The organism is Aeromonas sp. QDB14, from assembly GCF_027707845.1.
Taxonomy (GTDB): Bacteria; Pseudomonadota; Gammaproteobacteria; order Enterobacterales; family Aeromonadaceae; genus Aeromonas; species Aeromonas caviae.
In genome coordinates this window covers 96,629-120,290 of the sequence record NZ_JAPCJD010000001.1, presented here as the reverse complement: position 1 = coordinate 120,290, position 23,662 = coordinate 96,629, and the positions used below count along the sequence as shown (strand labels likewise).

General features: G+C 55.1%; 19 protein-coding genes, 3 tRNA genes and 1 pseudogene. 5 read left to right on the top strand and 18 right to left on the bottom strand.

Features of this window, described 5'->3' with window-relative positions; translation table 11 throughout:
- Positions 1-308: 308 nt before the first annotated feature.
- The 5 genes from PG887_RS00550 to PG887_RS00530 all read left to right on the top strand — a co-directional run bounded on the left by PG887_RS00550 (position 309) and on the right by PG887_RS00530 (position 6,445).
- On the top strand, positions 309-1,436 hold the full coding sequence (locus PG887_RS00550; protein ID WP_111899569.1) for a hypothetical protein: 1,128 nt from the start codon (positions 309-311) through the stop codon (positions 1,434-1,436).
- An 88-nt stretch (positions 1,437-1,524) separates the two neighbouring features.
- A complete protein-coding gene (locus tag PG887_RS00545; RefSeq protein WP_111899568.1) occupies positions 1,525-2,688 on the top strand; it encodes a site-specific integrase in 1,164 nt (387 codons plus the stop codon).
- A gap of 134 nt (positions 2,689-2,822) precedes the next feature.
- Positions 2,823-3,017, top strand: coding sequence for a hypothetical protein (locus PG887_RS00540; RefSeq protein WP_147746076.1), 195 nt, complete (start codon positions 2,823-2,825; stop codon positions 3,015-3,017).
- 24 nt (positions 3,018-3,041) lie between these two features.
- Positions 3,042-3,497: a hypothetical protein gene (locus PG887_RS00535; RefSeq protein WP_111899566.1), complete on the top strand. Its 456-nt coding sequence runs from the start codon at positions 3,042-3,044 to the stop codon at positions 3,495-3,497.
- 59 nt (positions 3,498-3,556) lie between these two features.
- Positions 3,557-6,445: a hypothetical protein gene (locus tag PG887_RS00530; RefSeq protein WP_111899565.1), complete on the top strand. Its 2,889-nt coding sequence runs from the start codon at positions 3,557-3,559 to the stop codon at positions 6,443-6,445.
- A gap of 107 nt (positions 6,446-6,552) precedes the next feature.
- Here the strand turns inward: PG887_RS00530 and PG887_RS22705 are convergent, their stop codons facing one another.
- From PG887_RS22705 to msbA, 18 genes and pseudogenes are all read right to left on the bottom strand, one after another.
- Complete coding sequence (locus PG887_RS22705; protein ID WP_408770859.1) at positions 6,553-7,899, bottom strand: helicase-related protein; 1,347 nt, start codon at positions 7,897-7,899, stop codon at positions 6,553-6,555.
- Between the two features lie 453 nt (positions 7,900-8,352).
- Positions 8,353-8,952 (bottom strand): annotated as a pseudogene (locus tag PG887_RS22700) (DEAD/DEAH box helicase); the annotation flags it as partial.
- Positions 8,953-9,373: 421 nt separating this feature from the next.
- Positions 9,374-11,299, bottom strand: coding sequence for a hypothetical protein (locus PG887_RS00520; RefSeq protein WP_111899564.1), 1,926 nt, complete (start codon positions 11,297-11,299; stop codon positions 9,374-9,376).
- A 798-nt stretch (positions 11,300-12,097) separates the two neighbouring features.
- Positions 12,098-12,517, bottom strand: coding sequence for a DUF2787 family protein (locus PG887_RS00515; protein ID WP_042014322.1), 420 nt, complete (start codon positions 12,515-12,517; stop codon positions 12,098-12,100).
- A gap of 62 nt (positions 12,518-12,579) precedes the next feature.
- Positions 12,580-13,185 carry a hypothetical protein gene (locus PG887_RS00510; protein WP_106886410.1) on the bottom strand — a complete coding sequence of 202 codons (606 nt, stop codon included), beginning with the start codon at positions 13,183-13,185 and terminating at the stop codon, positions 12,580-12,582.
- A gap of 122 nt (positions 13,186-13,307) precedes the next feature.
- A complete protein-coding gene (locus PG887_RS00505) occupies positions 13,308-13,610 on the bottom strand; it encodes a YkvA family protein (protein WP_025201450.1) in 303 nt (100 codons plus the stop codon).
- Positions 13,603-13,959, bottom strand: a complete 357-nt coding sequence (locus PG887_RS00500) for a hypothetical protein (protein WP_042014323.1) — start codon at positions 13,957-13,959, stop codon at positions 13,603-13,605. Before PG887_RS00500 ends, PG887_RS00505 begins: the two co-directional genes overlap by 8 nt.
- Before the next feature lie 147 nt (positions 13,960-14,106).
- Complete coding sequence (locus tag PG887_RS00495; protein WP_118880881.1) at positions 14,107-15,312, bottom strand: tyrosine-type recombinase/integrase; 1,206 nt, start codon at positions 15,310-15,312, stop codon at positions 14,107-14,109.
- A gap of 349 nt (positions 15,313-15,661) precedes the next feature.
- A tRNA-Leu gene (locus PG887_RS00490) sits at positions 15,662-15,748 on the bottom strand.
- 41 nt (positions 15,749-15,789) lie between these two features.
- Positions 15,790-15,863, bottom strand: a tRNA-Cys gene (locus PG887_RS00485).
- 34 nt (positions 15,864-15,897) lie between these two features.
- A tRNA-Gly gene (locus PG887_RS00480) sits at positions 15,898-15,973 on the bottom strand.
- 179 nt (positions 15,974-16,152) lie between these two features.
- On the bottom strand, positions 16,153-16,707 hold the full coding sequence (gene pgsA, locus PG887_RS00475; RefSeq protein ID WP_010675229.1) for a CDP-diacylglycerol--glycerol-3-phosphate 3-phosphatidyltransferase: 555 nt from the start codon (positions 16,705-16,707) through the stop codon (positions 16,153-16,155).
- A 213-nt stretch (positions 16,708-16,920) separates the two neighbouring features.
- Positions 16,921-18,774, bottom strand: coding sequence for an excinuclease ABC subunit UvrC (gene uvrC / locus PG887_RS00470; RefSeq protein ID WP_124814087.1), 1,854 nt, complete (start codon positions 18,772-18,774; stop codon positions 16,921-16,923).
- 110 nt (positions 18,775-18,884) lie between these two features.
- Positions 18,885-19,529, bottom strand: coding sequence for a UvrY/SirA/GacA family response regulator transcription factor (gene uvrY, locus PG887_RS00465; protein ID WP_010675231.1), 645 nt, complete (start codon positions 19,527-19,529; stop codon positions 18,885-18,887).
- Between the two features lie 210 nt (positions 19,530-19,739).
- Positions 19,740-20,501, bottom strand: a complete 762-nt coding sequence (gene kdsB, locus PG887_RS00460; RefSeq protein ID WP_111896750.1) for a 3-deoxy-manno-octulosonate cytidylyltransferase — start codon at positions 20,499-20,501, stop codon at positions 19,740-19,742.
- Positions 20,498-20,695, bottom strand: a complete 198-nt coding sequence (locus tag PG887_RS00455; RefSeq protein WP_010675233.1) for a Trm112 family protein — start codon at positions 20,693-20,695, stop codon at positions 20,498-20,500. The genes kdsB and PG887_RS00455 overlap by 4 nt, the downstream gene beginning before the upstream one ends.
- Positions 20,696-20,807: 112 nt before the next feature.
- A complete protein-coding gene (lpxK, locus tag PG887_RS00450) occupies positions 20,808-21,806 on the bottom strand; it encodes a tetraacyldisaccharide 4'-kinase (protein WP_010675234.1) in 999 nt (332 codons plus the stop codon).
- The gene (gene msbA / locus PG887_RS00445) at positions 21,806-23,575 is read right to left on the bottom strand and encodes a lipid A ABC transporter ATP-binding protein/permease MsbA (protein ID WP_010675235.1); all 1,770 of its coding nucleotides are present in this window, start codon (positions 23,573-23,575) and stop codon (positions 21,806-21,808) included. The genes lpxK and msbA overlap by 1 nt, the downstream gene beginning before the upstream one ends.
- Between the last annotated feature and the right edge of the window lie 87 nt (positions 23,576-23,662).

Sequence of the window (23,662 nt, the reverse complement as noted above, 5' to 3'; positions counted from 1 at the left end):
GCCCATATGAAAATCCATCATCCTGCGCAACACGCGTGAAATGCGCATTGCAGCCTGCACGTAACCATATGATTGATCGACGAAGAAGTAATAGGTGTAACAGCGCCATTGGGGATACATAGTGTACTGGTCCAGGGCAGGAGCTGGGGGAGGCGATGACCTGAGGGATGATTTAGGAAACAACGTCATGGCAACCCACCGTAGTTGCTTGATCTTCAATGCTATACCAGCTCTTGCAGCGAGTTGAGGATCATGGATAATCAGGAAAAATACTATTAGAAGCGGTTATTCTCACCTTAGGACTTTTTATGCAGCACAAATATCTAATTGATGATAACGACCCAGATATCGCATATGTTCTTGAAAATCACCCTGATTATTCCCCTGATCTCGTATTTGACGTCACTGGCGATAAAGTTACGTTAAAGAAGCAGTCCATACAAATTTACTCTGAGAGTGAAACTTCTCGTCTAGAACAATACTACAACTTAGAGCTACTTAGTAAATATCTGCACTACCTTCATGCCGAAAGTGTTAAAAAGACTAATGTGCAGGCAAAAACTCTCGAAAATTTAATTTCTTTTTGCTTAAGCCTTTTTGGAAAAACTGACGTAAGAGAAAGTTTAACTGGAGAAACTAAACGCTTGTACGTTGCACTATTAGATGAGTTTGAAAAGTGCGACCAAGTTTATAAATCAACAACGGATGCCTATTATTATCCTGAGCATAATGAACTCACCGAATACGCAACAAACCTTTCCACCCTGCTGATATCATTCTTAGATAGAGTAGACATTCCCTCATATATTAAAATTAAAAGTGATAAAACAAAGAGAATGAAAATAAAAGCGCACTTTGCTCGAGGACTGTTTATTGAGCATGCGATTCGTGTGCTAGCTAAGATAGATGTAAACACTTCCACTGCCTACGCAATTGATAAAGCCGGGTTTATAGGAACGGTTTTTAGCATCGCAGCTTTCCAGGTTCTGACAAAAATCGCCGACGTTGGGGAACTTGAAGACCGCAGGTCTTGGATTAAATCCCCTGATGCATATGCAATTTTAAACATGAGGAACGAGCGATTCCAAGGAACAAAAATAACCAACAGTGCCGTTCGAACTATCACAAGAAACTTATACATCAAGTTAGTCATATATTATTTGGAAAGAAATTGGGATCACGTCTCCGCACTATACAGTACGCCAGGGAAGCCCTTTACATACACTATAAACAACCTATTGCTTGTTTTGATAAGCATTTGTGATGATGTTTTTGTTTATGACGGTGCCACACCAATCGACCTCTCTTCTAGGCCGAAACTCGACAACCTTAAAACCCGGCATGAACATAGAGTGATGCGGCGTTATCTTAATAAGATTATCGGAAAAAATGGACCTCTCCTGTCTGAGCTGACAAATAATGAGAATGCTACTTAACAAAAATGACATTTCCTGAATGCATGTGATGTCAATGATGTAACCACCCCCGATGGCCTAGCATCCTCCTTTTTCTGAAGGAGGATCTATGTCCATTACTAATCTGAAACTGACAAAACGAGCACTTGAGACCTTACCACCACCAGCCAATGGCAAGCAGCAGGTATATCGTGATGCTGACGTAAGACAGCTATACGTGTACCGGTACGCTCTATCTACGTCTTTCGTCTTCGACACAACCCATCGTTACAAACGGGTCTTCGAGACCATTGGCCCCTATCCGCAGCTCTCCATCCAAGAGGCCAGGGACGAGGTGCATGCGAGGCTCCATAAACTTGCCCGCAATACGTATCCCCTGGGACAAAACAAAACCCTCCAAGAGATCTTTGAAACCGCCTACCTCGACGATCTGCAGCTGCATAAGCGCAATACGCAGTCAGAGCTGTCCAAGGTCAGAAAACACATTCTGCCAGAGTTTGGAAGCCGTCGCCTAAAAACACTGGATCGCCAAACCATTGTGGCCTTCCAAAGGCGACTTGCTGAACACCTCAAGCCTGCCACTGTGAACAAGATCTTGTCTGCCCTGTCGAGGATGCTGACCTTGGCCGTGGAGCACGGATACCTCTCTGTCTCACCGATGAATGGGTTACGGCAACTCAAGGAAAATAATGAACGCAAGCGGATCCTGAGCCTTGATGAACGCTCACGTTTTATCGATGCATGTTATGCCCAAAACTCGGAAGCAAGTCGGTCGCTATTACTGTCTCTCTATACAGGGATGCGAATTGGGGAGGTGTGCTCCATAGAACAAGCCCACTTGCACCTCGATGAGGCTTACCTGATCCTGCCTACGACCAAGAATGGATTACCTCACCAAGTGGCCCTGACGTCTCATGCCATCAGGCTCATCGAAACACAGCAACTACTGGTCAACAAACAGAGGTTCCTTTTCCCCTCCTCCCAATCCTCTTCAGGGTACATGAGCTACCCACGGCATGCCTTTCAGCGGATTTGTGCTACAGCAGGGATCAGTGACCTTTGCATTCATGACCTCCGCCGAACCTTTGCCACAGAGCTGATGCTACAGACGGGTGACATTGCCATGGTTGCGCAGGCCCTGAACCACTCATCACTACAGATGGCGATGCGATATCAGCAACGCACCACGACCCACTTACTCCCTCATATCAATGCTACTCAACAGCAATGGCTCTCTGAAGACATACCACAGCCCACAGCGTGTTGCAGTTGAGTTGCGCAGAACACCACAAAGACCCATTTGTAACCAAAACACACAAAATTCCGCAATGCATGTGTTGTCAATGCTTTGGGGGGTCAACTTCTGAATACTGCAATCCAGTCGCACGAACAGGCAAACGAGAGGCAGTGATGGACGGTGTACATATGTTGACACGAAGCGAGTTAGCGCTGCGGTGGCGCATCTCAAAAAGCTGGCTGGACAAGCAAATGATCATCGCACCCGAGACGCTACCTGCATTTGTCACCATCGGGCGGCAAACCCGGTTCCCACTAAGTGAAGTGGAGAAGTGGGAACGTAAACAACTGCAAAACCAAAATTAACAACCCTAACCACAGGAGGCTCTCATGAGCACAAATAACACTCAACACACCGCTGCCTATCAAATCGTAGGTGCATTCATCAAAGTGAACGATGGTTTGACGAACCTCGGCACGATCAGCCGCGTTGCACACATGCAGCTCAATGATCCCGACCAGCCACATGCGCTGATGGCATGGTCCGACAGCAACACATACCCGGCCATTATGTACAGGAGCAGTGACCGACAAGAAATCGAGGAGCGCTTCAAAGAGGTCTCTAGTCTCGTGCTCAAGCAAAAGAAGCGCAAGTTCATCCGAACCAAGAAGTTACTGGTCGCAACAGACCTGATTGCCGGTTGCACCCCGATCGTAAAAGACGCCAATGTCTGGATCAGTATTTCCCTTCTGTTGCCGGACACCAAGCCCCTGTGGGTTGCATGCGACTCTAAAGAAGAACTTGATGAGGACATGGAGGCTATCGAACGCCAGCTAAGCGCCTAACCGTATTCCTCTTCAATAAAGGGTCTCCAAGGAGGCCCTTTTTTTACGAGCCAACACGCATGAAAAGACAAGAAAACCCCGCACATAATGCTGGAGACACGGCGGTGAGCTTTCCCTACGCAGATACCGACCTGCTGCCGGAGCTTAATAACAGCCCCCTTCCCGATGACTACGGCATGCTCAACGACGAGCAACACCAGAGTGCATTGGCGCTCGCGATTGAAAGCGCACTCGACCCCTGCCAGTACATGAATGCTCCCTCACGCCTTCCTGACTGGATGATAGATGGCCTGAGTTCTGATGTGATTGCGGGAGACCCCGACATACCTGATTACCTGCTACCCGTGCAGGAGAATTCTACCAACAAGGCACTGCGGTTACGCACTCAGCATTATCTCAAACCGGGAGAGACAGTAACCCCGGCCAAAGGGGCTAGGCTCCATATCGGCATAGACAGCGAATACGTTTACAATCCCGCGACAAAGCGTAACGACATTCTCTCCTACCAGTTCTTTGCTATGACAGAGAAAGGAGAACATTCAGACATCATTTACCCCGCATCCAATCGGACATCTGATCGCCTGAGTTTCGATAAATTCCTCGGCCACATCGTAGTGGTATGTAAGGAAAAAGGGATACTCACGGAGTGGCCCAAACATGTCTTTGTGTATGCCCATTTCCTAAGAGCAGACCTTGCCTCATTTGGCGACTTCTGGCGGTTCAAAACCCAGGTTAATGGCATTCGCCGAACAGTGGCGTCAGTAAACAATGCCTATGGCATCGATCTTGAGAACGTCTTGCACCGTCAAGCAAAACCGGCCCCGCTGATTTTGCGAGACAAGCAGCGTAAAGCACAAAGAACCTTGATCACCTTTGTCGATACTATGTTACACACCCCTGGTGGTGCGGGCCTTGCAGCCGTTGGTGAACTCATTGGCTTACCCAAATTGTCTCTCCCTGCGGGTCAGTCTATTGATCGCATGGATGAACTACTTGCCAGCAACAAGGCAGCCTTTGAAGCTTATGCCCTGCGCGATGCCGAAATTGCAGTCAAATATGGCCTTCAACTCCATGCATTCGCTAAGACACTGGGGCTTTCATCCCTGCCAAAGACGATTGGAGGCTGTGCCACATCGGTGTTCCTGAAACATCTGCGCGAAACGGGCCAAGACCGGGATCAGCTATTTGGAACTCATGAGGTGGTGCAAACTGGATGGAACAAGAATGCATCCAGACCTGTGACCAAGAAGGCCCGGGAAATGGCCCCTGAAGCAAAGCTATTCGAGGGTTTTGCCATCGATTGCTACCACGGTGGACGAAATGAATGCTTTTGGGGTGGCCCGACCCCACTATCGCTCTTCAACGATTTTGACCTCAGCGGAGCCTATACCACAGGGCTTGTTGACCTTTTTCCCCTTGATTATGAGCGAGGGCGAATGACCACCAACACAGCCGAGTTCTGTGGCCATGTCTTTGGTCTTGCTCGCGTTAAATATAGATTTCCATACGGGACACGTTATCCCAGCCTACCGGTGCGTACTGAAATTGGCCTGCTGTTTCCCCTCACTGGTGAATCTTTCTGTACCGCACCAGAGATCGAGGTCGCACTCCGCATGGGTTGCCAGATTGAGATACATCAGGGTGTCATCATCCCTTGGGCAGATACGACGCAGCGCCTGTTTGAGCCCTTTGTCTCGCAGGTTCGGGAAAAACGCCAATCGTATGTGAAGAAATCCTTCGAAGAGCTGCTTTGGAAAGAAATTGGTAACTCTCTCTATGGCAAGCTGGCACAAGGTCTGAGGGGCAAGTCAGCCTTCGATACATCCAGTGGATTGAGCAAGCCCATTGAGCGCTCCGCCATCACCAACGCATTCTTTGCCGCGCATACGACCGGCCTGATCCGTGCCGTACTCGGAGAAGTCTTGGCCTCCATCCCCGCTCACCGAACAGTGGTGAGCGTCACGACAGATGGCTTCCTCACCGATGCTACATATGACGAACTTGTGTTGACTGGCCCGATATGCCGCCGCTTTCAGGAACTGGGCGAGCGACTGGATGGCCCTGGCTTTCGGATGCTGGAGCAAAAACATCAGGTTAAACAGGTCATCGCGATGAAGACTCGTGGTCAACTCACCTCAGAAGGCGTTGAGGGTCAGCCCCAGATCCTGGCCAAGGCTGGGGTTAAGCCCCCCTGCACTAAGGAGCTGCATCAGGCGTACATGCTTGACCTGTATCTGAATCGTGCCCCCGGCCAAAAAGTCGATAGTGACCATTTAATATCTACGACTGAAATGTGGATCAATGAACGCGATCTCGTATCCGTGAGCAGGTCAAAGACCCTGAATCTTGAGTTCGACTTCAAGCGGCAACCCATGCTGCCATCAATGCAGAGTGTGCTAGGCACCGAGCATATTTGTTTTGATACACGCCCCTGGTCGACGGTAGCTGCCGCTATGGAGCAACGTGTGGTATTCGATAACTGGCGGCGAACGAACTGCCTGAAGACCCTCAATGACTGGGAGAGCTGGGAGGATTACTTCGTCTGCAAGACGTCGATAAAAGGATTGCCAATGCGTGTGACGGATGAAGGTTCGCTTGGCATCCTAAAGCGGGTTTTCCTGCGTGCTTATACCCAGTCCGCTTTCGGTATGACGAAAACGATGGGGTACGATGAGCTGGCCGAATGGCTGACCATCAATGGCTGCCCAACCAGTGTTGATGACTGTAAGTCCGCCAAACGCGCCAAGCTGGTCGGGCAGTGTGTACCGGTGACGACACGCACCGTCCGCCTGGTGCGGGTGATCCTGCAAGAGTGTCCGGGGTTAGATCTGGGGGCGATGTTCAAGCCCGAGGACATACTTCAGCTCCAAGACAGACTGAACAGAGCCAAGGCAAGGATGGCGCAAATCACGCAGGATGCGCCGAGCCATGAAATGATAACTGATTGATTTATATATTAATATCTGGCTGGTGTAATAAAGCGATTGGGGAAACAACATAGTGGTTGCTTCCCCCTTCTCTTTACGTGGCACTGATAAGATGCACTACAGATTCCTTAAATCGTCCAGCCGGCGCTGGCCCATTGCAGGCTTTCCGGAATTATGTAGCGGTTACTGACATTGGCGAGCCGTTGATTGACGGCACTTTCAGCATCTGCAAACAGCGCCTTGCAGTGCTCTGACATCGGTTTTAGCTCGGCAGGTTGCGCTGGCTGCAGCAACCACTGCCCAATGGCTTCGGTATTCAACTGCGCGCCCCCCTCATTGACCTGAATGGTCACGAACTCCTGGCGCATACGTTTTCCCTGCAATCCTTGCCAGCGCAGCATGGCACCAAACAGCGCTCCTTCACCTAGCTCATCTCCCTGCACCACTGCAGCCAGGCCACCAAAGTCGTAGTCACGTGCCTTGTTGAGCAGGTACTGCATGAGTGGCGAGTTGAGATCGAGCATTTGGGTATCCGGCCGATGGGCCGCTAGCTCGCGATCCAGGGTGACATCCATACGCGGTGACGCCTTGGACGACATGCCTAGCTCGCGCATCACTAGCTCCGGCAAGCGGATACGCAGCAGCTTGCTCTTGTGGGTGCGTTCGACGACGTCTATACCTAGCTGATAACACATACCCAGCACGAAGCTGAGCAGGTGTTCTTGAGTGATTTCCAGCTCATCACGCAACTCGTTAGCATCACTTCTGGCCGCATACTCGAACAGTTCACGCTGCTTGGCGATTGCTGTATGCGCTTGGTGCAGGGCTTCATCAATGCGCTCGCGAGTGCGCTCGATCCCCTGCAGTGTGGCCGCCTGCAGGATATCCTCGACATCAATGAGCTCAGCCAGTTCCCCGAGGATCTCGTCTTTCAGGCCCTCGTTGAATTCATCTTTCTGTACCACAGCCATGTCATGAACCACAGAGTCGATGCGGTCGTACAACAGGTCGATGATCTGCTGATCCATGGTGTCAGGCTGGTGGATGTTGAAGACCACTACCTTTTTCTTCTGGCCGTAGCGATAGAGGCGACCGATCCGCTGAACTAGACGCATGGGGTTCCAGGGTAGATCGAAGTTAATCATGATATGGCATTGTCGCTGCAGGTTGATACCTTCGCCACCGGCCTCGGTGGAGATCAAGAACTGGCCTTGATCCTCAAATCGGGTAATGGCCTCTCGGCGCTCAGTATGCCCCATCGAGCCATTTATAAGCTCGACTTTGTCTGCGCCGAAATGACACCGCAAGGTCTCGCACAGGTAATCTTGTGTCGTGCGGTACTCGGTGAAGATCAACACCTTTTCTACGGGGTTGGCTGCAAGAATCTTGCGGATGACCTCATCGATGAAGAGCTGGAGTTTGCGGTCGTTATGCTTGAGCTGTTCAGCTTCCTCGATCAGATCATTTAGCAGCATAATTTCCCCGGCGAAGAACTCCTTGGCGTTTGTTGCCAGCTGCTCTTCCCATTCGCCGAAGTAGCGCTCGTCGACCGGCTCATCTGTTCCATGCTCGCCGTTGAGTTTCTTTTCCAAGCGAGCCAGGCGATTGCAGAGCGCGTTGAGGATTGCCGCCGAGCTGGATGCAGCCAGCTTGCGATAGACCGTCATCACGAAGCCGATAGCGTTACCTGTGCGCCCCATCTCCACACTAGCTGCGTAGCCACGGCGTAAGTAATCCTGCAGGCCCTTATCAAAAGTCTGTGATTCCTCGCTAGCAGGCACTTTCATCGCGCGCGTGATCTTCCCTTGGAAGATGAAGTTACCCTCAGCATCGGTCACATCCGCTTTGTGGTTGCGGTAGACCATGTCATGGAGGATTTCCGGTTTGAGGTTGAGCATCAGCAGCTCGCGACGACGCTTGGGACGCAACAGTTCGAGCAAGGCGATGAACTTGTCCTGCATGCCCTGGTGAGGCGTGGCACTAAGCAGCAACATATGCTCAGTTTTTCCGCGCAGACTGGCTGCCAACGAGTAACGATCAGAACTGTCGAGCTTTTGCCCGTACTGGCGGCGACTGAGGCGATGCCCTTCATCGAAAATGATCAGGTCCCAATCCTCGGCCTGCAGCAGACTTGCCAAGTGGTCTTCCTGCTTGAAGCGATCCATGGAGCCGATCACGTGGTCATGCATCTTCCACTGACGCGGCTCGTTGATGGAGAAGTCTTCTCCGTAGATCTCGAACTCATCCAGCTTGAACTTGTCGTAGAGCTCCTCCTGCCATTGTTTGGTCAGCCCAGCTGGAGTTATCAGCAGAACCCGCTTGATCTGTCGACGCTGATGCAAGGCATGCAAGAGCATGCCGGTTTCGATGGTTTTACCGAGCCCCACGTCATCGGCAATCAGCCAGTTGAAATTGCCTGAGGCCAAGATGTGGTGAACCAAGTTGATCTGGTGTGGTAAGGGCTCGATATCCAGATGCGAGAGCGCCCCTGTGTTCTCGTTCCAGGTCTCGATGGCATGCGCGAGCATGCGCAAGCGCATGCGCTCTGCATCCAGTTCCTTGCCTGTGGCTGCTGTGATAAAGCGGTGCTTGGCGCCTTTCACTTGGCGCAGGTGCTGATAGGGCAACCAGTGCCGCTCTCCACTCTCCGGAAAATCGACCAGCACTTGCTGAGAGCCCGCCAGGATACGCTGCTGCATGATGCTGCCAATACCCAGCGAGCGCACACCTGTACCGGGAGTCGCATCCTGAACATCCATGCCGTTCTGGAAACCAGAGCCAACCAAGCTGGCGTCAACCATGCCTTGGGAGCGCTCAGGCATGAACCAACTCACCTGCAATTGGGAGCCACTGTCTCCGTGAGCCATCTTGACCATGCCGTAACGGTACTTTTCGCCGCTGGGCAGGGGTTGGCTAACCCAGCAGCCGGTAACATGGGTAAGACTTTGATCAGACATCGATTGAGATCTCCTTGCTCGTTTGCGTGGCCATTGAATACGCATCTACAGGAATGGGCTTGTCACTCGCATAGCAGCTAGGTTCCTGGGGGTGTTTGGTTTGAAACACACCGTAAGCACGTAGCTTGGTTGTCTGTTCGATCACCAGCAGATCACTAATCCCAAGGTCGCTGTACTCCTCGACAGGTAATTCATGAGGACTGCAAAAGTTGAATGGCAGACTGGCGGGTAAACAGCCAGGTAGGTTACAAATCCGAAACCAGAGGAAACGGTTGAACGAGCGGAATGCTCGACGGAGGCTAGACCTGTCGTACCAGTACTCAAACAACGATTCGATGAACTGCTCGATTTCCTCTATTTGCGGCAATGATTCAAAGGCTCGAATCAGCATCAAGGCTGTCGGCCATGACATAACATACTGTGACAAGTTGCTTGAACCGTTCCTGTCATAGGCAATCCAGTAGTAGTCATTCTCAGCCCAAAGTGCTTTCACATGAGCAGCCAGGATCAGCTCATCTGGGCTCATACCTTTGTCAATTTCTCGCTCCAATGCTAGCCGAGTGGCACCCCACCCGTTCATCACAAAAATCTGCTGAACTAAGGGAAGCATCGATAATGACCAGCCCGCTCGGCTAATCAGCTCTACTGCTTTCTGCAGAGCTCGATCTTCACGGCTAAGTCTTTCATCAAACAGCTCAGTATCAGAATCGAAGCTACCTTGGCTGTCATACACGTCGTCGGGATCAAAGGCATAAGCCGCAAATTCGTCGTCATTTTGGTCATCATGAATGTCAAGTTCATCAGCTACACCAAAATAGAGATCATCCTGCTCGACCAATATCTCATCATTGTCGAAGAAGTCATCCTCAGGCTCATAACTATCAGGCTGATTGACTTGATACCCTTCAAAATCGAGGGCGAATTCATGTGGATCGCAAAAATCTATACCACCAACCAACTCTTGAATATGGCTATCGCTGTAGTAGCTCTCTGAACCAGAAGGCCACTGATAATCAATTATTGCTTCCTTAGGTGTCTGAGGCAGTTGAGGGATTGCTTCACAGAGAACGTCGTCCACCGTTACAGATACCTGTGTTGAGTGTGACGGGACTACTTTGAAGTGGGGGGCATGGCTCACTAAGGTCTTGGGCCCCTGCGCCGTTGACGCCACATCCACAGGCTTACATGCACGAGCTAAGGATAGGGTTTCGCGCTCATTGGCAGAAATAACTCGCGTATCCTCAGTTACTGACAATGGAACCGGCAAAATAACCGTTTCATAGACTTCGTCCCGCAAACAGGGGAAGGGGTCTAGCCCGACAAAAACACTGGCATCAGCGGTAATGTATTCCAAATCAGTAGCTGTGATCGTCTCATCATCCCTCTCTGAGACGACATCGACTTCTGGAGACAGATCAAGAAAGGCGCTCTGTTGCCTTTTCGCCAGAAAAGCCTGTTGCATCAAAGCCGCCGCCTGCTTTGGACGGCTCTGTAGTATGTAGACTCGTCCTAAGAGATCTAGAAGCTCAGGATCTTCGTTTTCAGCAAGTTCTTCTTCAAGCAACTCTTCTGCGGCAACTAGCTTTCCGGAGCTCACCAGGACGTTGACTGATTGAAGCAGTTGTTCACGGTTGCGGGTTTTGTGAGCTGGCAAATGAGCAGCCTTGTGACGATCGCATAGGCTTTTCAGCTCAAGATTTCTAATAATGTCTAGTAGATCCGGATGGTCTCGCAGAATATCGCAGGCCACAATCTTGGCCTGATCCAGTTGCCAATCATCTAGGGTCTGACCACGCGAGTACAACTCATTATCGGTTGTACGCTCCTTCAACAGATCCAGAACATGTTTTTCCGACTCTGTGCTGCCACGTTGAGCCAGCAAGTCCCTCAGGCTATGCAGCAGGTCTTCCCAATCCATCAACAACTCCAAATGACCCTTAGCCTTATGGACAATGCAAACCTCAGTCTATGGACCGCTCTTGTTATCCGTTCGAAACAGACTATGGCAATTCTGTGGTCTCCAGTAGCCAGATACCGAGCAGTGCCACACGTATTTACGTTGGCGGATGCCATATAGTATGAGCGCCCCAAACACGCTTCATACTTATGCAATGCAATGCAATGCAATGCAATGCACGATCTCGTTGCTCTAATGTGGCAATCAACGCTGCCATCCTGGCTGTCGCTACCAGATTGCTCAGACCTCAGGTTGTGACAAACACTAACTCATGATGCGAGGGAGTCCTACCTTATCACCTCATTGAGCTGATGGACATTTGCGGCCATCACACAATGAGAAGATGCTCGAACTTTCTTTGTTGTCGACGTTCAATGGACAGAGACGCTTTGGGACTGACTGCGCAGCCGCCCCCTGTTGCATAAGATGATGACCACATAACTAACTGATAATTAATGTAAATCAGGCTTGGTGGAATAACGCTATTGGGGATACACACATATCTGTCTTTCTCCCTCCCCGCCGATGACAAAAAAACAAGCCTCCCAGCCACAGGCCGGGGGATACTTGTTTTGGGGATGGTGGCTGAGAGAGACACCTGAAGCAGCCGAAGGATGGACTAACCTACTGAGCCGCTGACCGGTTTCGTGTTGGGTTAGTCCATGGCTCTTTGCCCCGCATGGAAAGGTAAACACAGCAGCACCGCTGCCAGAACCAAACCGCCGCTGATTCCTGTTCCTCTCCTGTCCGGTGCGACGGTTACGCAGCCACTGAGACGGTAAACACGCCCATCTGGTAGTAACTGACGAAGTTCGACTCCCACATCGTATAGAGCTCCCTGGCCGACGCGGGTCCCATCTGGCCGTAACGGAGCAGGTAGTATTCTTCGCTCAAAAAGTTGAAGTCGATCTCTTTGACCAGCTCCGCCATATCCTCCGGCCCCTGATAGCTAAAGTCCGTCACGTAATCGAACTGCCACTGGTCTTTACGCTTTAGCAGCCGTATTTCTACCGGATGGAACCCACCACGAACCGGGCCGTAATCCGGGTCTCGGAAGTTGAAGACCAGACTGGATTTTCCCTTCAGCACCATTCCAGATCTAACCAGTTCCTGATCCAGAATACTCATCAATGCCTGACTGACAGGCAGGGCAAAATCGCCCGCAAATGGGATCGTCATAATCACCTCAGATTGGTTGTTTGGGGGGGCTCACCCTTGGGCAGGTGAGCACTATGCAGGGGTTATTCGATGGTAGAAGTTACGGTACAGAGCTCATTGGTTAGCGAACCCAAGCGCTCAAGGTAATCAGGCACCAGTTCGTGCAGCATCGGATTGCCGTCTGCCTTCTGGATCAACTTCAGACCATCCGAACGCAGAATGGCTGATAAGAATCCGGCGTTATTGGCGCTGCCACCATTAAACAGTCGCTTCATGACGCTGGATTTAAACGGCTTGTCTGCGGGCAAGGAGCGCAACACATCGTCAATCGCCGACAGCGCAATCCACTCCTTGCTATGCAGACCCCCACCCTGATTGCCTGTAATTTTCAGGAACAGCTCGCCACTCTCTTCATGACGACCGATGGCATAGAAAATCAGCCCTTCTGATCGGGCACTGAGTTTCTCGGCGGTATGGTTGAGCAAGGCGTGTATGGGGGCAGGACCGCCGGGCACGGAGTCTGCGGTGTCGCCGGGTCCAGGCCTGGCCTTGTCGGCGTCAGCCGCAAGGGCTGGCGAGAGAGGCTCGGCGCAGCCGCTTGCTCCAGATGTGAGAGGGCTCTCGTCGGCTGGCGTGGTGCTGGCGGGTTTAGGGGTCTCTTCAACGCGGTGTTTACGGGGTCTTGCCATGATAGTTTCCTTACAACGTCGTTAGATAACCGGAGATTGCGATCTCCAGTTCATCGGTAGATGGGTCATAGATAAAGGGTCATAGAAAACGCGATAGCGCGATAGGACCGACTCCATCACTGTCACAGTGATCTCATCCGATCCTTGGCAGATTGACGGTGATGTGACTTAACCGGTAATGCGGCTAATGCCGAGGTGATGACTGATAAGTCATCCAGATAACCGGCAAATGGAATGGGGTCTGGTACCACGTCGAACGGGTTTACCAGATAAGCCAGCGCACCGATGATGAGCGCATAGCACCAGACCGGCAGATCGCCATCCGTGAGCAGGACATACAAGAGCACGGCCTTCTCCAGCAGCTCCTTAATCCCCTTGATCTCTTTTAACTTGCGCATGATGTCGCTATGGCTGGGATTACTCATGGTGCATCACCTCCAGGGTGGGAAGCAGCGGTGCATTTGAGTGGATCAGCAGGTAAATTCCCGCCCCCTCATCGTTGAGAATGGCCAGCAGCAGGCGCCAGTCTTCGGATATGGCGAATTCTTGCTCCGGGTAACGCAAACCGAACATCACCTGATTCTGGGTATGCTGTGGCATGGCCTGGAACTCATTCACCGAGTCCGTCATCTCGATAATGACCAGACTACAACCGGTCGTGTCCCAGAATGCCCTCGCCTCCTCTACTGATGAAAAGGGCTCGATAATTTGCTCCATGACCAGTGAGTAAATGTCCGGGTAGGCCGCGAGCAATGTCTCCTCCGGCCATTCCATACAAGTTTTCATCGTGTTTCTCTCCAACTAAAAGGCCCTTAAGCTCAGATGAACTTAAGGGCCTGGGAACTGTGACATGTGGACCAACAGCCGATGTGACAGCGCTGTCTGGTTATTAATATCTGTTTATAAACAATACCTTTTCGGTCACTCCGCCTGGATCATAGACGAGAGACCTTCGCTGATATTGCGACTGCGCTCAGAGGTCAGCTTTGCATACCGCTGGGAGGATTGAATGCTGGCGTGGGCTAGTTGTGCCTTGACGTCATACAGGCTGTATTGCCCGGAAGAGACCAAGGCACTGGCGACCGAATGGCGAGCTGTATGGAAGCAGACCTCATCGCGGTCTTCGATACCGGCTTTCTGCAACACCCGTTCATAGGCGCACCTTGGTTCACCGATGGGTTTGCCCTGACAGCGAATATGCTGGCTCGCGAACACATAGGGATTACCGGCTATTCTGGGGAGCTTCTCCAGAATATCGATAGCCAATGTGCTCAGGTAAATGATCCGGCTCTTGCCATTCTTGGTCAGGGGTACGAACAGCGTCTTATCCTCCCAGTTCACATGTTCCCATTTAGCGAGTAACACCTCTGATTTTCTTGCCCCCGTCAGATAGAGCATCGCGATGAAGCTGCCTGCAGCTTGATTGCGATCCTGCAATGCCACCTCAATGACCCGTTTCATCTCTTCAATCGATAGGAAACGCGTCCTGGCATTGTCCTCCTTCAACAGCTTGATCTTGGCCGCCTCATTAGTCTCCAGAATGCCCCAGCGCACCGCATAGCTGCCCATGGTCTTTAACTGGGCCAGCACCCGGTTGGCGGTACTCGGTGCGTAGGCGGTCTGCTGAGGGTTGTTGGGGTGAACCATCTCCGATTGCAACTGCAGGACATCCATCGCCTTGAGTTGCCGGTAACGCATGGCACCAAAGCGTGGTTCTATGTTGTGTTTGAACCGCTGAATGTCGCTGTTGATCGATCGTTTGCCGATGGTCTTGAGGTGCGGCAAAAAGGTCTGCCAGAAGAACTCCGAAAGGGTGGGCTCAGTTTTGTAGCTATCCCGCTCTGCTACCGGGTCGATGCCTTCTGCCAACATCGCCTTGTACTTGCGGGCAATGGTCCTGGCTTGGATCACATCGATATCGCCGAATCGTCCCAAAGCAATGCTGCGCTTCTTGCCCTGGAGGGTATAGCGCAGTAGGAAACGCTTACTGCCTTGGCTTTTTCCTGACAAGAGTTTTAAGCCGATGACCTCTGTATCGGAGAACTCCAGTTCAGTAGCGCCAGCCTCTCGTTGTTGTGCGGGCAAAGCCTTGATGGCTGCATTGGTAAAGCGAAATTTGGTCTGCATAGATACCTCCGATGATGGGTTAGATCATGGGATTAATATCTGTTTCAAAGGGGATTCAATGCGGGTTTGGGAAGTGCGCGGTCAAGACGTAACAGCACGCCACGCTTGCCTTAGTACCAGAGACAGACCCCGGAAAAGTCCGGAGCAGTAGCCTACCAAACGTCCTTGGCTATGTTGGAAGACTGAGCAGGTTGTTCGCAACGAGTAGCAGGAAGTAGTAAGTCGCTTAGACAAGAAATGGACAAGAAAGGAAAAGTGAGAGAGGGGAAACGCTGGGGAGCAGAAACAAAAACGACGCAATGAAGCGTCGTATCTGTTTAATCTGTAAGGCTTTTTTCTTCAATTTTAATGGTGCCCGAGGCCGGAATCGAACCGGCACGACGCGAACGTCGAGGGATTTTAAATCCCTTGTGTCTACCGATTTCACCACTCGGGCACCGCAATCGGTATCAAGCTCGCGTGGCGGGCTTGTCAATATGGAGGCACGTTCCGGAGTCGAACCGGACTAAACGGATTTGCAATCCGCTGCATAACCGCTTTGCTAACGCGCCATGCAAAAGAGAGGAGCTCTCTATTGTCTGAATTTGGAGCGGGAAACGAGACTCGAACTCGCGACCCCGACCTTGGCAAGGTCGTGCTCTACCAACTGAGCTATTCCCGCATCGGTCTGGCTGACTGCCTGACTGTGAGAACGCATTCTAGCGATGTTCCCCGCCCAGTCAACCAAAAACATTTAATACGCTGATCGTTCGGGTGTTTTTTACCCTTGTCCCACACTTTTGGCGCTCATGGCCGTTTCTCGGCGCCAGTGGCAGAGAAACGGCCATCTTCCCGTCGGGACTAGAACCGGGAGTGGTAGCTGAGATCGCCCCAGGCAGCCTTCATGTACTGGAACATGGACCAGAAGGTGAGCACGGTGGCCACGTAGAGCAGCACATAGGCGAGCCACACCATCCAGATGTCGTACTGCCAGATGAGGCCGGTGAGCGACACCATCTGGATCATGGTCTTCCATTTGCCAATCCAGCTGACCGCCACCGAGGAGCGCTTGCCAAGCTCGGCCATCCATTCACGCAGGGCGGAGATGATGATCTCCCGGCCAATCATGGTCATGGCGGGGATGGTGACCCAGACGGTGTTGTAGTGCTCGACGATGACCACCAGGGCCGCCGCCACCATGATCTTGTCGGCTACCGGATCGAGGAAGGCGCCAAAGGCGGTGGACTGGTTCAGCTTGCGGGCAAGATAGCCGTCAAACCAGTCGGTTGCGGCCGCCAGGATAAAGACGATGGCCGCCGCCATGTAGGACCACTGATAGGGAAGGTAGAACAGGATGACGAAGACGGGTATGAGCAAAATCCGAAAGAACGTCAGCAGGTTAGGAATATTTGTCATTATTTTCAGCCACTTCTTGTATGCCGCTACATGGTAGCCCCAAGCCGATCGCGGATGCAACCGAACTGGCGCCCGCCTTGGTCCATTAATCCATCAATAACCTCAGGATGCCGGTCATTATGGCATTTGGGAGCCCCCTGCGTCACGGCTCTTGTGCGCAGGCAGCACGCCCTGATGCCCCCTGGCGTGACCTCCTTCACACCAAAGGCAGCGCTAGAGCGAGTGCAATGCGTCGTGAATGGACTGGGCCAGCTCCTGGCTGATGCCGGGCACCTTGGCGAGCTCGTCCACCCCGGCTTTTTTCACCTCCTGCAAGCCACCCAGGTATTTGAGCAGCGCCTGCCGCCGTTTCGGCCCCACCCCGGGAATCTCTTCCAGGGTACTGGTAGTGCGGGCCTTTGCCCGCCTGGCCCGGTGGCCCGTGATGGCAAAGCGGTGGGATTCGTCGCGAATGTGCTGGATGAGGTGCAAGGCGGGCATATCTGCCGGCAGGTGCAGCTCTTCGTGGCTGTCCCCCAGGATCAGGGTCTCCAGCCCCGCCTTGCGCGTCACCCCCTTGGCGATGCCCACCAGCAGCGGATATTTGCCGCCGAGAAACTCCAGCTGGCGCGCCAGGATCTCCTCCGCGCGGCGCAACTGGCCGAGACCGCCGTCGATGAACAGCACATCCGGCACCTTGTCCGGCTCCTGCTGCTTGCCAAAGCGACGCTCCAGCGCCTGCTCCATGGCGGCATAGTCATCCCCGCCGGTGATACCGTCGATGTTGAAGCGGCGGTATTCCGAGGAGAGCGGCCCCTCCCGGTTGAACACCACGCAGGAGGCCACAGTGCGCTCCCCCATGGTGTGGGAGATATCGAAGCACTCCATGCGGGCGATGGGGCTTTCGAGCTCCAGCAGCTCCTCCAGCTGATCGTAACGGGCGGTGATGGTGCTCTTGTGGGCGAGGCGCGAGCGCAGCGCAGTCTGGGCGTTGATGGAGGCAAGCTTGATGAAGCGGGCCCGTTCGCTGCGCGTCCGGCTCACCACCCGCACCTTGTAGCCGGCGGTCTGGCTCAGGGTGTCGGCGATGACGCTCTCATCCTCCAGCGCCACGTCCAGCAGTACCTCGCTCGGGATCTGCCGTCCCCCCTGCCCCGACAGATAGAACTGCAGCAGGAAGGATTGCACCACCTCGTCAAGCTGGGTATCGGCCGGCACTTTCGGGAAGTAGCTGCGCGATCCCAGCACCTTGCCCTGGCGGATGAAGAGCACGTGGATGCAGGCGGTCCCCTGCTCGAAGGCCACCCCCACCACGTCGAGCTCGTCCAGCACGTTGCCGCTCACAGACTGCTGCTCGGTGACCCGGCGCAGGGCCTGGATCTGATCCCGGTAGCGGGCCGCCTCCTCGAAGCGCAGATCGCCGCTGGCGGACTCCATCTTGCCCACCAGTTCGCCGATCACCTGCTGGTTCTTGCCCGCGAGGAACAGCTTGGCCAGCGCCACCTGCTGGGCATACTCGGCCTCGCTCACCAGCCCCGCCACGCAGGGGCCGGCGCAGCGCTTGAGCTGGTAGAGCAGGCAGGGGCGGGTACGGTTGGCATAGACCGCATCCTCGCACTGGCGCACCGGGAAGATCTTCTGCATCAGGTGCAGGCTCTCGCGTACCGCGCCGCCGGAGGGGTAAGGGCCGAAATACTCCCCCTTCACCTTGCGGACGCCGCGATGGACGCCGATGCGCGGGTGCCGATGGTCGGTGATGATGATCCAGGGGTAGGACTTGTCATCCCGCAGCAGCACGTTGTAGCGGGGCTGGTACTGCTTGATGAGGTTGTGCTCGAGGATCAGCGCCTCGGTCTCGGTGTGCGTGACCGTTACCTGCACATCGGCAATCTGGCGCACCAGGGTGCGGGTCTTGATGCTGTCGACGTTGGCCCGAAAGTAGGAGGCGAGCCGTTTCTTGAGATCCTTGGCCTTGCCCACGTAGATGACGGTGCCGCCGCTGTCGTACATGCGGTAGACACCGCTCTGGTGGGTGACGGCGCTCAGAAACGCCTTGCTGTCAAAATGGGGCTCGGGAGAGAGGGTCATCGGCAACTCGACTCAACGGATGAATGCAAAAAGACGGGGAGAGCATACTGCCCACAGCCTGCAAAAAGCAAAAGGCGGCCGGTGCCGCCTTTGGTGTCCACACGCCCCCGTTACAGGGTATCGGCATCCAGCATGCCATAACGAATGGCCAGATGGGTCAGCTCCACGTCACCGTTGATCCCCAGCTTGCTGAACAGGCGGTAGCGGTAGCTGTTGACCGTCTTCGGGCTCAGGTTGAGCTGCTCGGAGATGTCGGTCACCTTCTGCCCCTTGGTGATCATCATCATGATCTGCAGCTCCCGCTCGGAGAGGGACTTGAAGGGGTTCTCGTCGGCGGAGGCGAACTGGCTCAGGGCCATCTGCTGGGCGATCTCCGGGGAGATGTAACGCTGACCGGAGTGGACCAGGCGAATGGCGTGGATCATCTCGTCCGGCGCGGCCCCCTTGGTGAGGTACCCGGCGGCGCCCGCCTGCATCACCTTGGTGGGGAACGGATTTTCTGAATGAATGGTCAGCACTATGATGCGTACATCGGGGCGGATCCGCAGGATCTTGCGGGTCGCTTCCAGACCGCCGATGCCCGGCATGTTCATGTCCATCAGGATCACATCGGGGTGATGTTGCCGACAGAAGGCCACCGCGGTTTCCCCGCTCTGCGCCTCGCCCACCACCTTGATCCCGCGGACGTCTTCCAAAATGCGTCTTATCCCTGTACGCACCAACTCATGATCATCGACCAGGAATACATTAATCACCCAAACACCCCGTTTTTTATCTCGTTATATGCCAGTTAGGGTTAACACGGCGTCTTGCATCATAACCAAACTCGATGATTTGGCAAACCATGGGCGGGAAAAGTTTGAAATTGCTCGTAAAATCCGTTTTAAATCAAATTATTATACAAAGAATCAATTAAAAAACGGCGCCCTGGGGCGCCGTATTGCATCAAAGCCGTTCCGCCAGCCTCAACCGGCCAGCAGTGCTCGCACCTTGTCGAGATCGGCCTGGGTGTCCACCCCCACCGGCGGGGCTTGCAGCGCCTGGGCCACGTGGATCTTCTCCCCGTACCAGAGCACCCGCAGCTGCTCCAGGGCTTCGACCTGCTCGAGCACGCTCGGTGCCCAGTCCACGTAACGCTGGATGAAGCCGGCGCGATAGGCGTAGATGCCGATGTGGCGTTGGTAGTGATCGCCAATCTTCTCTCGGCTCTGGGCAAAGCGGTCCCGATCCCAGGGGATGCTGGCGCGACTGAAATAGAGGGCATACCCCTCCCGGTCGGTCACCACCTTGACGGCATTGGGATTGAACGCCTCTTCGGCATCCCTGATCGGCACCGACAGCGTCGCCATGGGCGCGCTGGCCGCGGCCAGGTTGTCCGCCACCTGGCGGATAATGACGGGGGGAATGAGGGGCTCGTCCCCCTGCACGTTGACGATGATGGTATCGGCGGCAAAGCCGTAGTGACGGCACACCTCGGCCAGACGCTCGGTGCCGGACTGGTGATCCGGTGAGGTCATGCACACCTCGAACCCGGCAGCGGCGGCAAAGGGGGCCAGGACCTGCTGCACCCGCTCGTCATCGGTGGCGACGATCACCCGATCGGCACCCGATTGCAGGGCCTTCTCCACCACGTGCTGCACCATGGGCTTGCCGTGAATGTCGGCCAGCGGCTTGCCCGGCAGCCGGGTGGAGGCGTAACGGGCAGGAATGACGACGACGAAACTCATGGCTTCAGCTCTTCCAGCGCCAGGTGACGGGCCCGGTTCTCCAGCAGCACCGGGATCCCCTCCTCCAGGGGATAGGCCAGTCTGTCGAAACGGCAGATGAGCTCCTGAGGGCCCTCGGCGTGCGCTTGATAGTGCAGTTTCCCCTTGCAGACCGGGCAGGCGATGATGTCGAGCAATTTAATATCCAGTGCCACAACGAAACTCCTTTAACGATTTCCCACAGGCGATCTTGCCTGGCATGTCAATGTGCAGGGCCAGCCCCCGAGTCCGGGCGCTGGCCGTCTGTTCCAATCCGGTAGCACCCCGTCAGGGCGCCTGGTGCCCGTTCCCTCTTCCGGGCTGCGGGCCCAGGGTGCGCAGCAGCGCCTCCCCCAGGGCATCGGGCAGCTCGGCGCTGACCGGCAGATACCACCAGTTGTCCGGGGCGAAGGGGCGGCACTTGACCGCATCCTTCTCGGTCATCAGCAAGGGGCGCTGGCCGAAGCGGGCCAGCAGCTCGGCGGCGTCGAACGCCTGGTGATCCCCGTAGCCGACACTCTGCACCAGCTCGTAACCAAGGGCGGTCAGGGTGGCGAAGAAACGGGGGGGATGGCCGATGCCTGCCAGGGCATCCACCGGCCCCGAGAGGGGGGCCGTGAGAGGCGCATCATCGCACACCCGGCGCAGGGTATCCGGCACCAGGCGCATGGCGTATTCGCCACGGGCGGGTTCGCCGCCGTTGCAGATGATGGCGTCCACCCGCTTGAGGCGGGTCGTGGGCTCGCGCAGCGGCCCCATGGGCAGCAGACAGCCATTGCCAAAGCGGCGCGCACCGTCCACCACCACCAGTTCGATGTCACGGGCCAGGGCATAGTGCTGCAGGCCGTCGTCGGTGACGATGATGTCCACCTCACCGCTTTGCTCCAGCAACCGCACAGCATCGGCCCGTCTGGGGGCCACCGCCACGGGGCAGCCGCAGCGTCTGGCGATGAGCACGGGCTCATCCCCGGCCTCGGCCGGGGTACTGCTCTCATCCAGTCGATAGGGGTAATGGGGCGCCTTGCCGCCATAGCCGCGGCTCACCACGCCCGGGCGCCAGCCCCGGGCCTGGAGTTGTTCCACCAGCCAGACCACCACCGGGGTCTTGCCGTTGCCCCCCACCGAGAGATTGCCCACCACCACCACCGGCAGGGTGGCCCGATAGGCGCTGAACCAGCCCCGGCGATACCCCAGACGGCGGACGCCGCTGATGAGGGCAAACAGCAGGGCGAAGGGGGCCAGCCCCCAGCGCCAGAGGCTGTTCCCGTACCAGAGTCTGGCCAGCATCAGCCCTTGTTACCCGTGGCTGTATTACCAAACTGAATGGCCCGCAGCTGGGCATAAGTACCATGCATGTCCATCAGGGTTTGGTGGTTGCCGCGCTCGACGATGTGTCCTTCGTCGATCACCAGGATCTCGTCCGCCTTCTCGATGGTGGAGAGGCGGTGGGCGATCACGAGGGAAGTGCGCGCCTTGCACAGCTCGTCGATGGCCGCCTGGATGTGGCGCTCGGACTCGGTGTCCAGGGCCGAGGTGGCTTCGTCCAGCAGCAGCACCGGGGAGTCCCGCAGCAGGGCGCGGGCGATGGCGATGCGCTGGCGCTGGCCGCCGGAGAGGGAGGCGCCGTTCTCTCCGATGACGGTGTCATAGCCTTCCGGCATCTTGCTGACGAAGTCGTCCGCATGGGCGATGCGGGCCGCCTGCTTGATCTCGTCGCGGCTGTACTTCTCTTCCGCCGCGTAGGCGATGTTGTTGGCCACGGAGTCGTTGAACAGATGCACGTGCTGGGAGACCAGGGCGTACTGCTTGCGCAGCTCGCTCAGGCGGTATTCGCGGATGTTGACGCCATCCAGCAGAATTTCCCCCTCTTCGATGTCATAGAAGCGGGTCAGGAGGCTCGCGATGGTGCTCTTGCCGGAACCGGAACGCCCCACCAGGGCCACCGATTTGCCTGCCTCCACCTTGAAGCTGATGTTGCGCAGCGCTGGTGTCTCCTTGGTCGGGTAGGTGAAGGTGACGTTGCGAAACTCGATTTCACCTCGGGCACGTTCCAGGGTGCGGGTGCCGGTGTCCTGCTCCGGGGTGGAGTCCAGCAGACCGAACAGGCTCTGGCAGGCGGTGATGCCGCGCTGGAACTGGTTGTTCACGTCGGTCAGGCTTTTCAGCGGCTTGAGCAGCATCATCATGGAGGTGACCATGACGGTGAAGGTGCCCGCAGTCAGGGTCGCCTTGACGCTGTCGATGGTGGCGACATAGAGGAAGACCGCAAGAGCCACGGAGGCCACCATCTGGACGATGGGGCTGCCGATGGCGTCGGCGGCGACCATCTTCATGGTCTGCTGGCGCATCCGGTTGCTCACCTGGTAGAAGCGCTTGTCCTCCACCTCCTGACCCCCGAACATCAGCACCTCTTTGTGCCCCTTGAGCATCTGCTCGGTGGAGGTGGTGATGTCACCCACCGCCTGCTGGATGTGGCGGCTTATCTTGCGAAAACGTCGGCTGATGATGCTGATGAGGATCCCGACCAGGGGCCCCACCACCAGGAAGATCACCGACAACTGCCAGGAGTGCCAGAACATCAGGCCCAGCAGGCCGATGACAGTGGCCCCTTCCCGCACCAGGGAGACCAAGGTCGAGCTCGCGGCGGACGACACCTGACCGGCGTCATAGGTCACCTTGGAGAGCAGGTTGCCGGTGTTCTGGCGGTCGAAGAAGCTCATGGGCATGGCCATCAGGTGGCTGAACACCTGCTGCTGCAGGCGCATCACCACGTGGTTGCCGACCCAGGCCATGCAGTAGTTGGAGAGGAAGGCGGCGCAGCCGCGCAGAGCCACGATGCCGAGGACGAAGAAGGGCATCCACTTGAGCACGCTGCTGTCGTTGCCGTTGAGCCCCTGATCGATAAGCGGTTTGATGGAGTAGACGAAGGTGGTATCCACGGCCGCGTAACCCAGCATGCCAATGATGCCGCCCACCAGACCCAGCTTGCGATCCCGGACATAACCGAGCAGGCGCTTGAAGACGGTCCAGCTCTCTTGTGAGGTTTCTTGTTGCATGAATAGCCGTTAATAAGGGAAATGACGGGCTATTCTAGCCAAACCTTGGAGCTACACCAAGCGCCGCTGGCGCGATGGCTACAACCC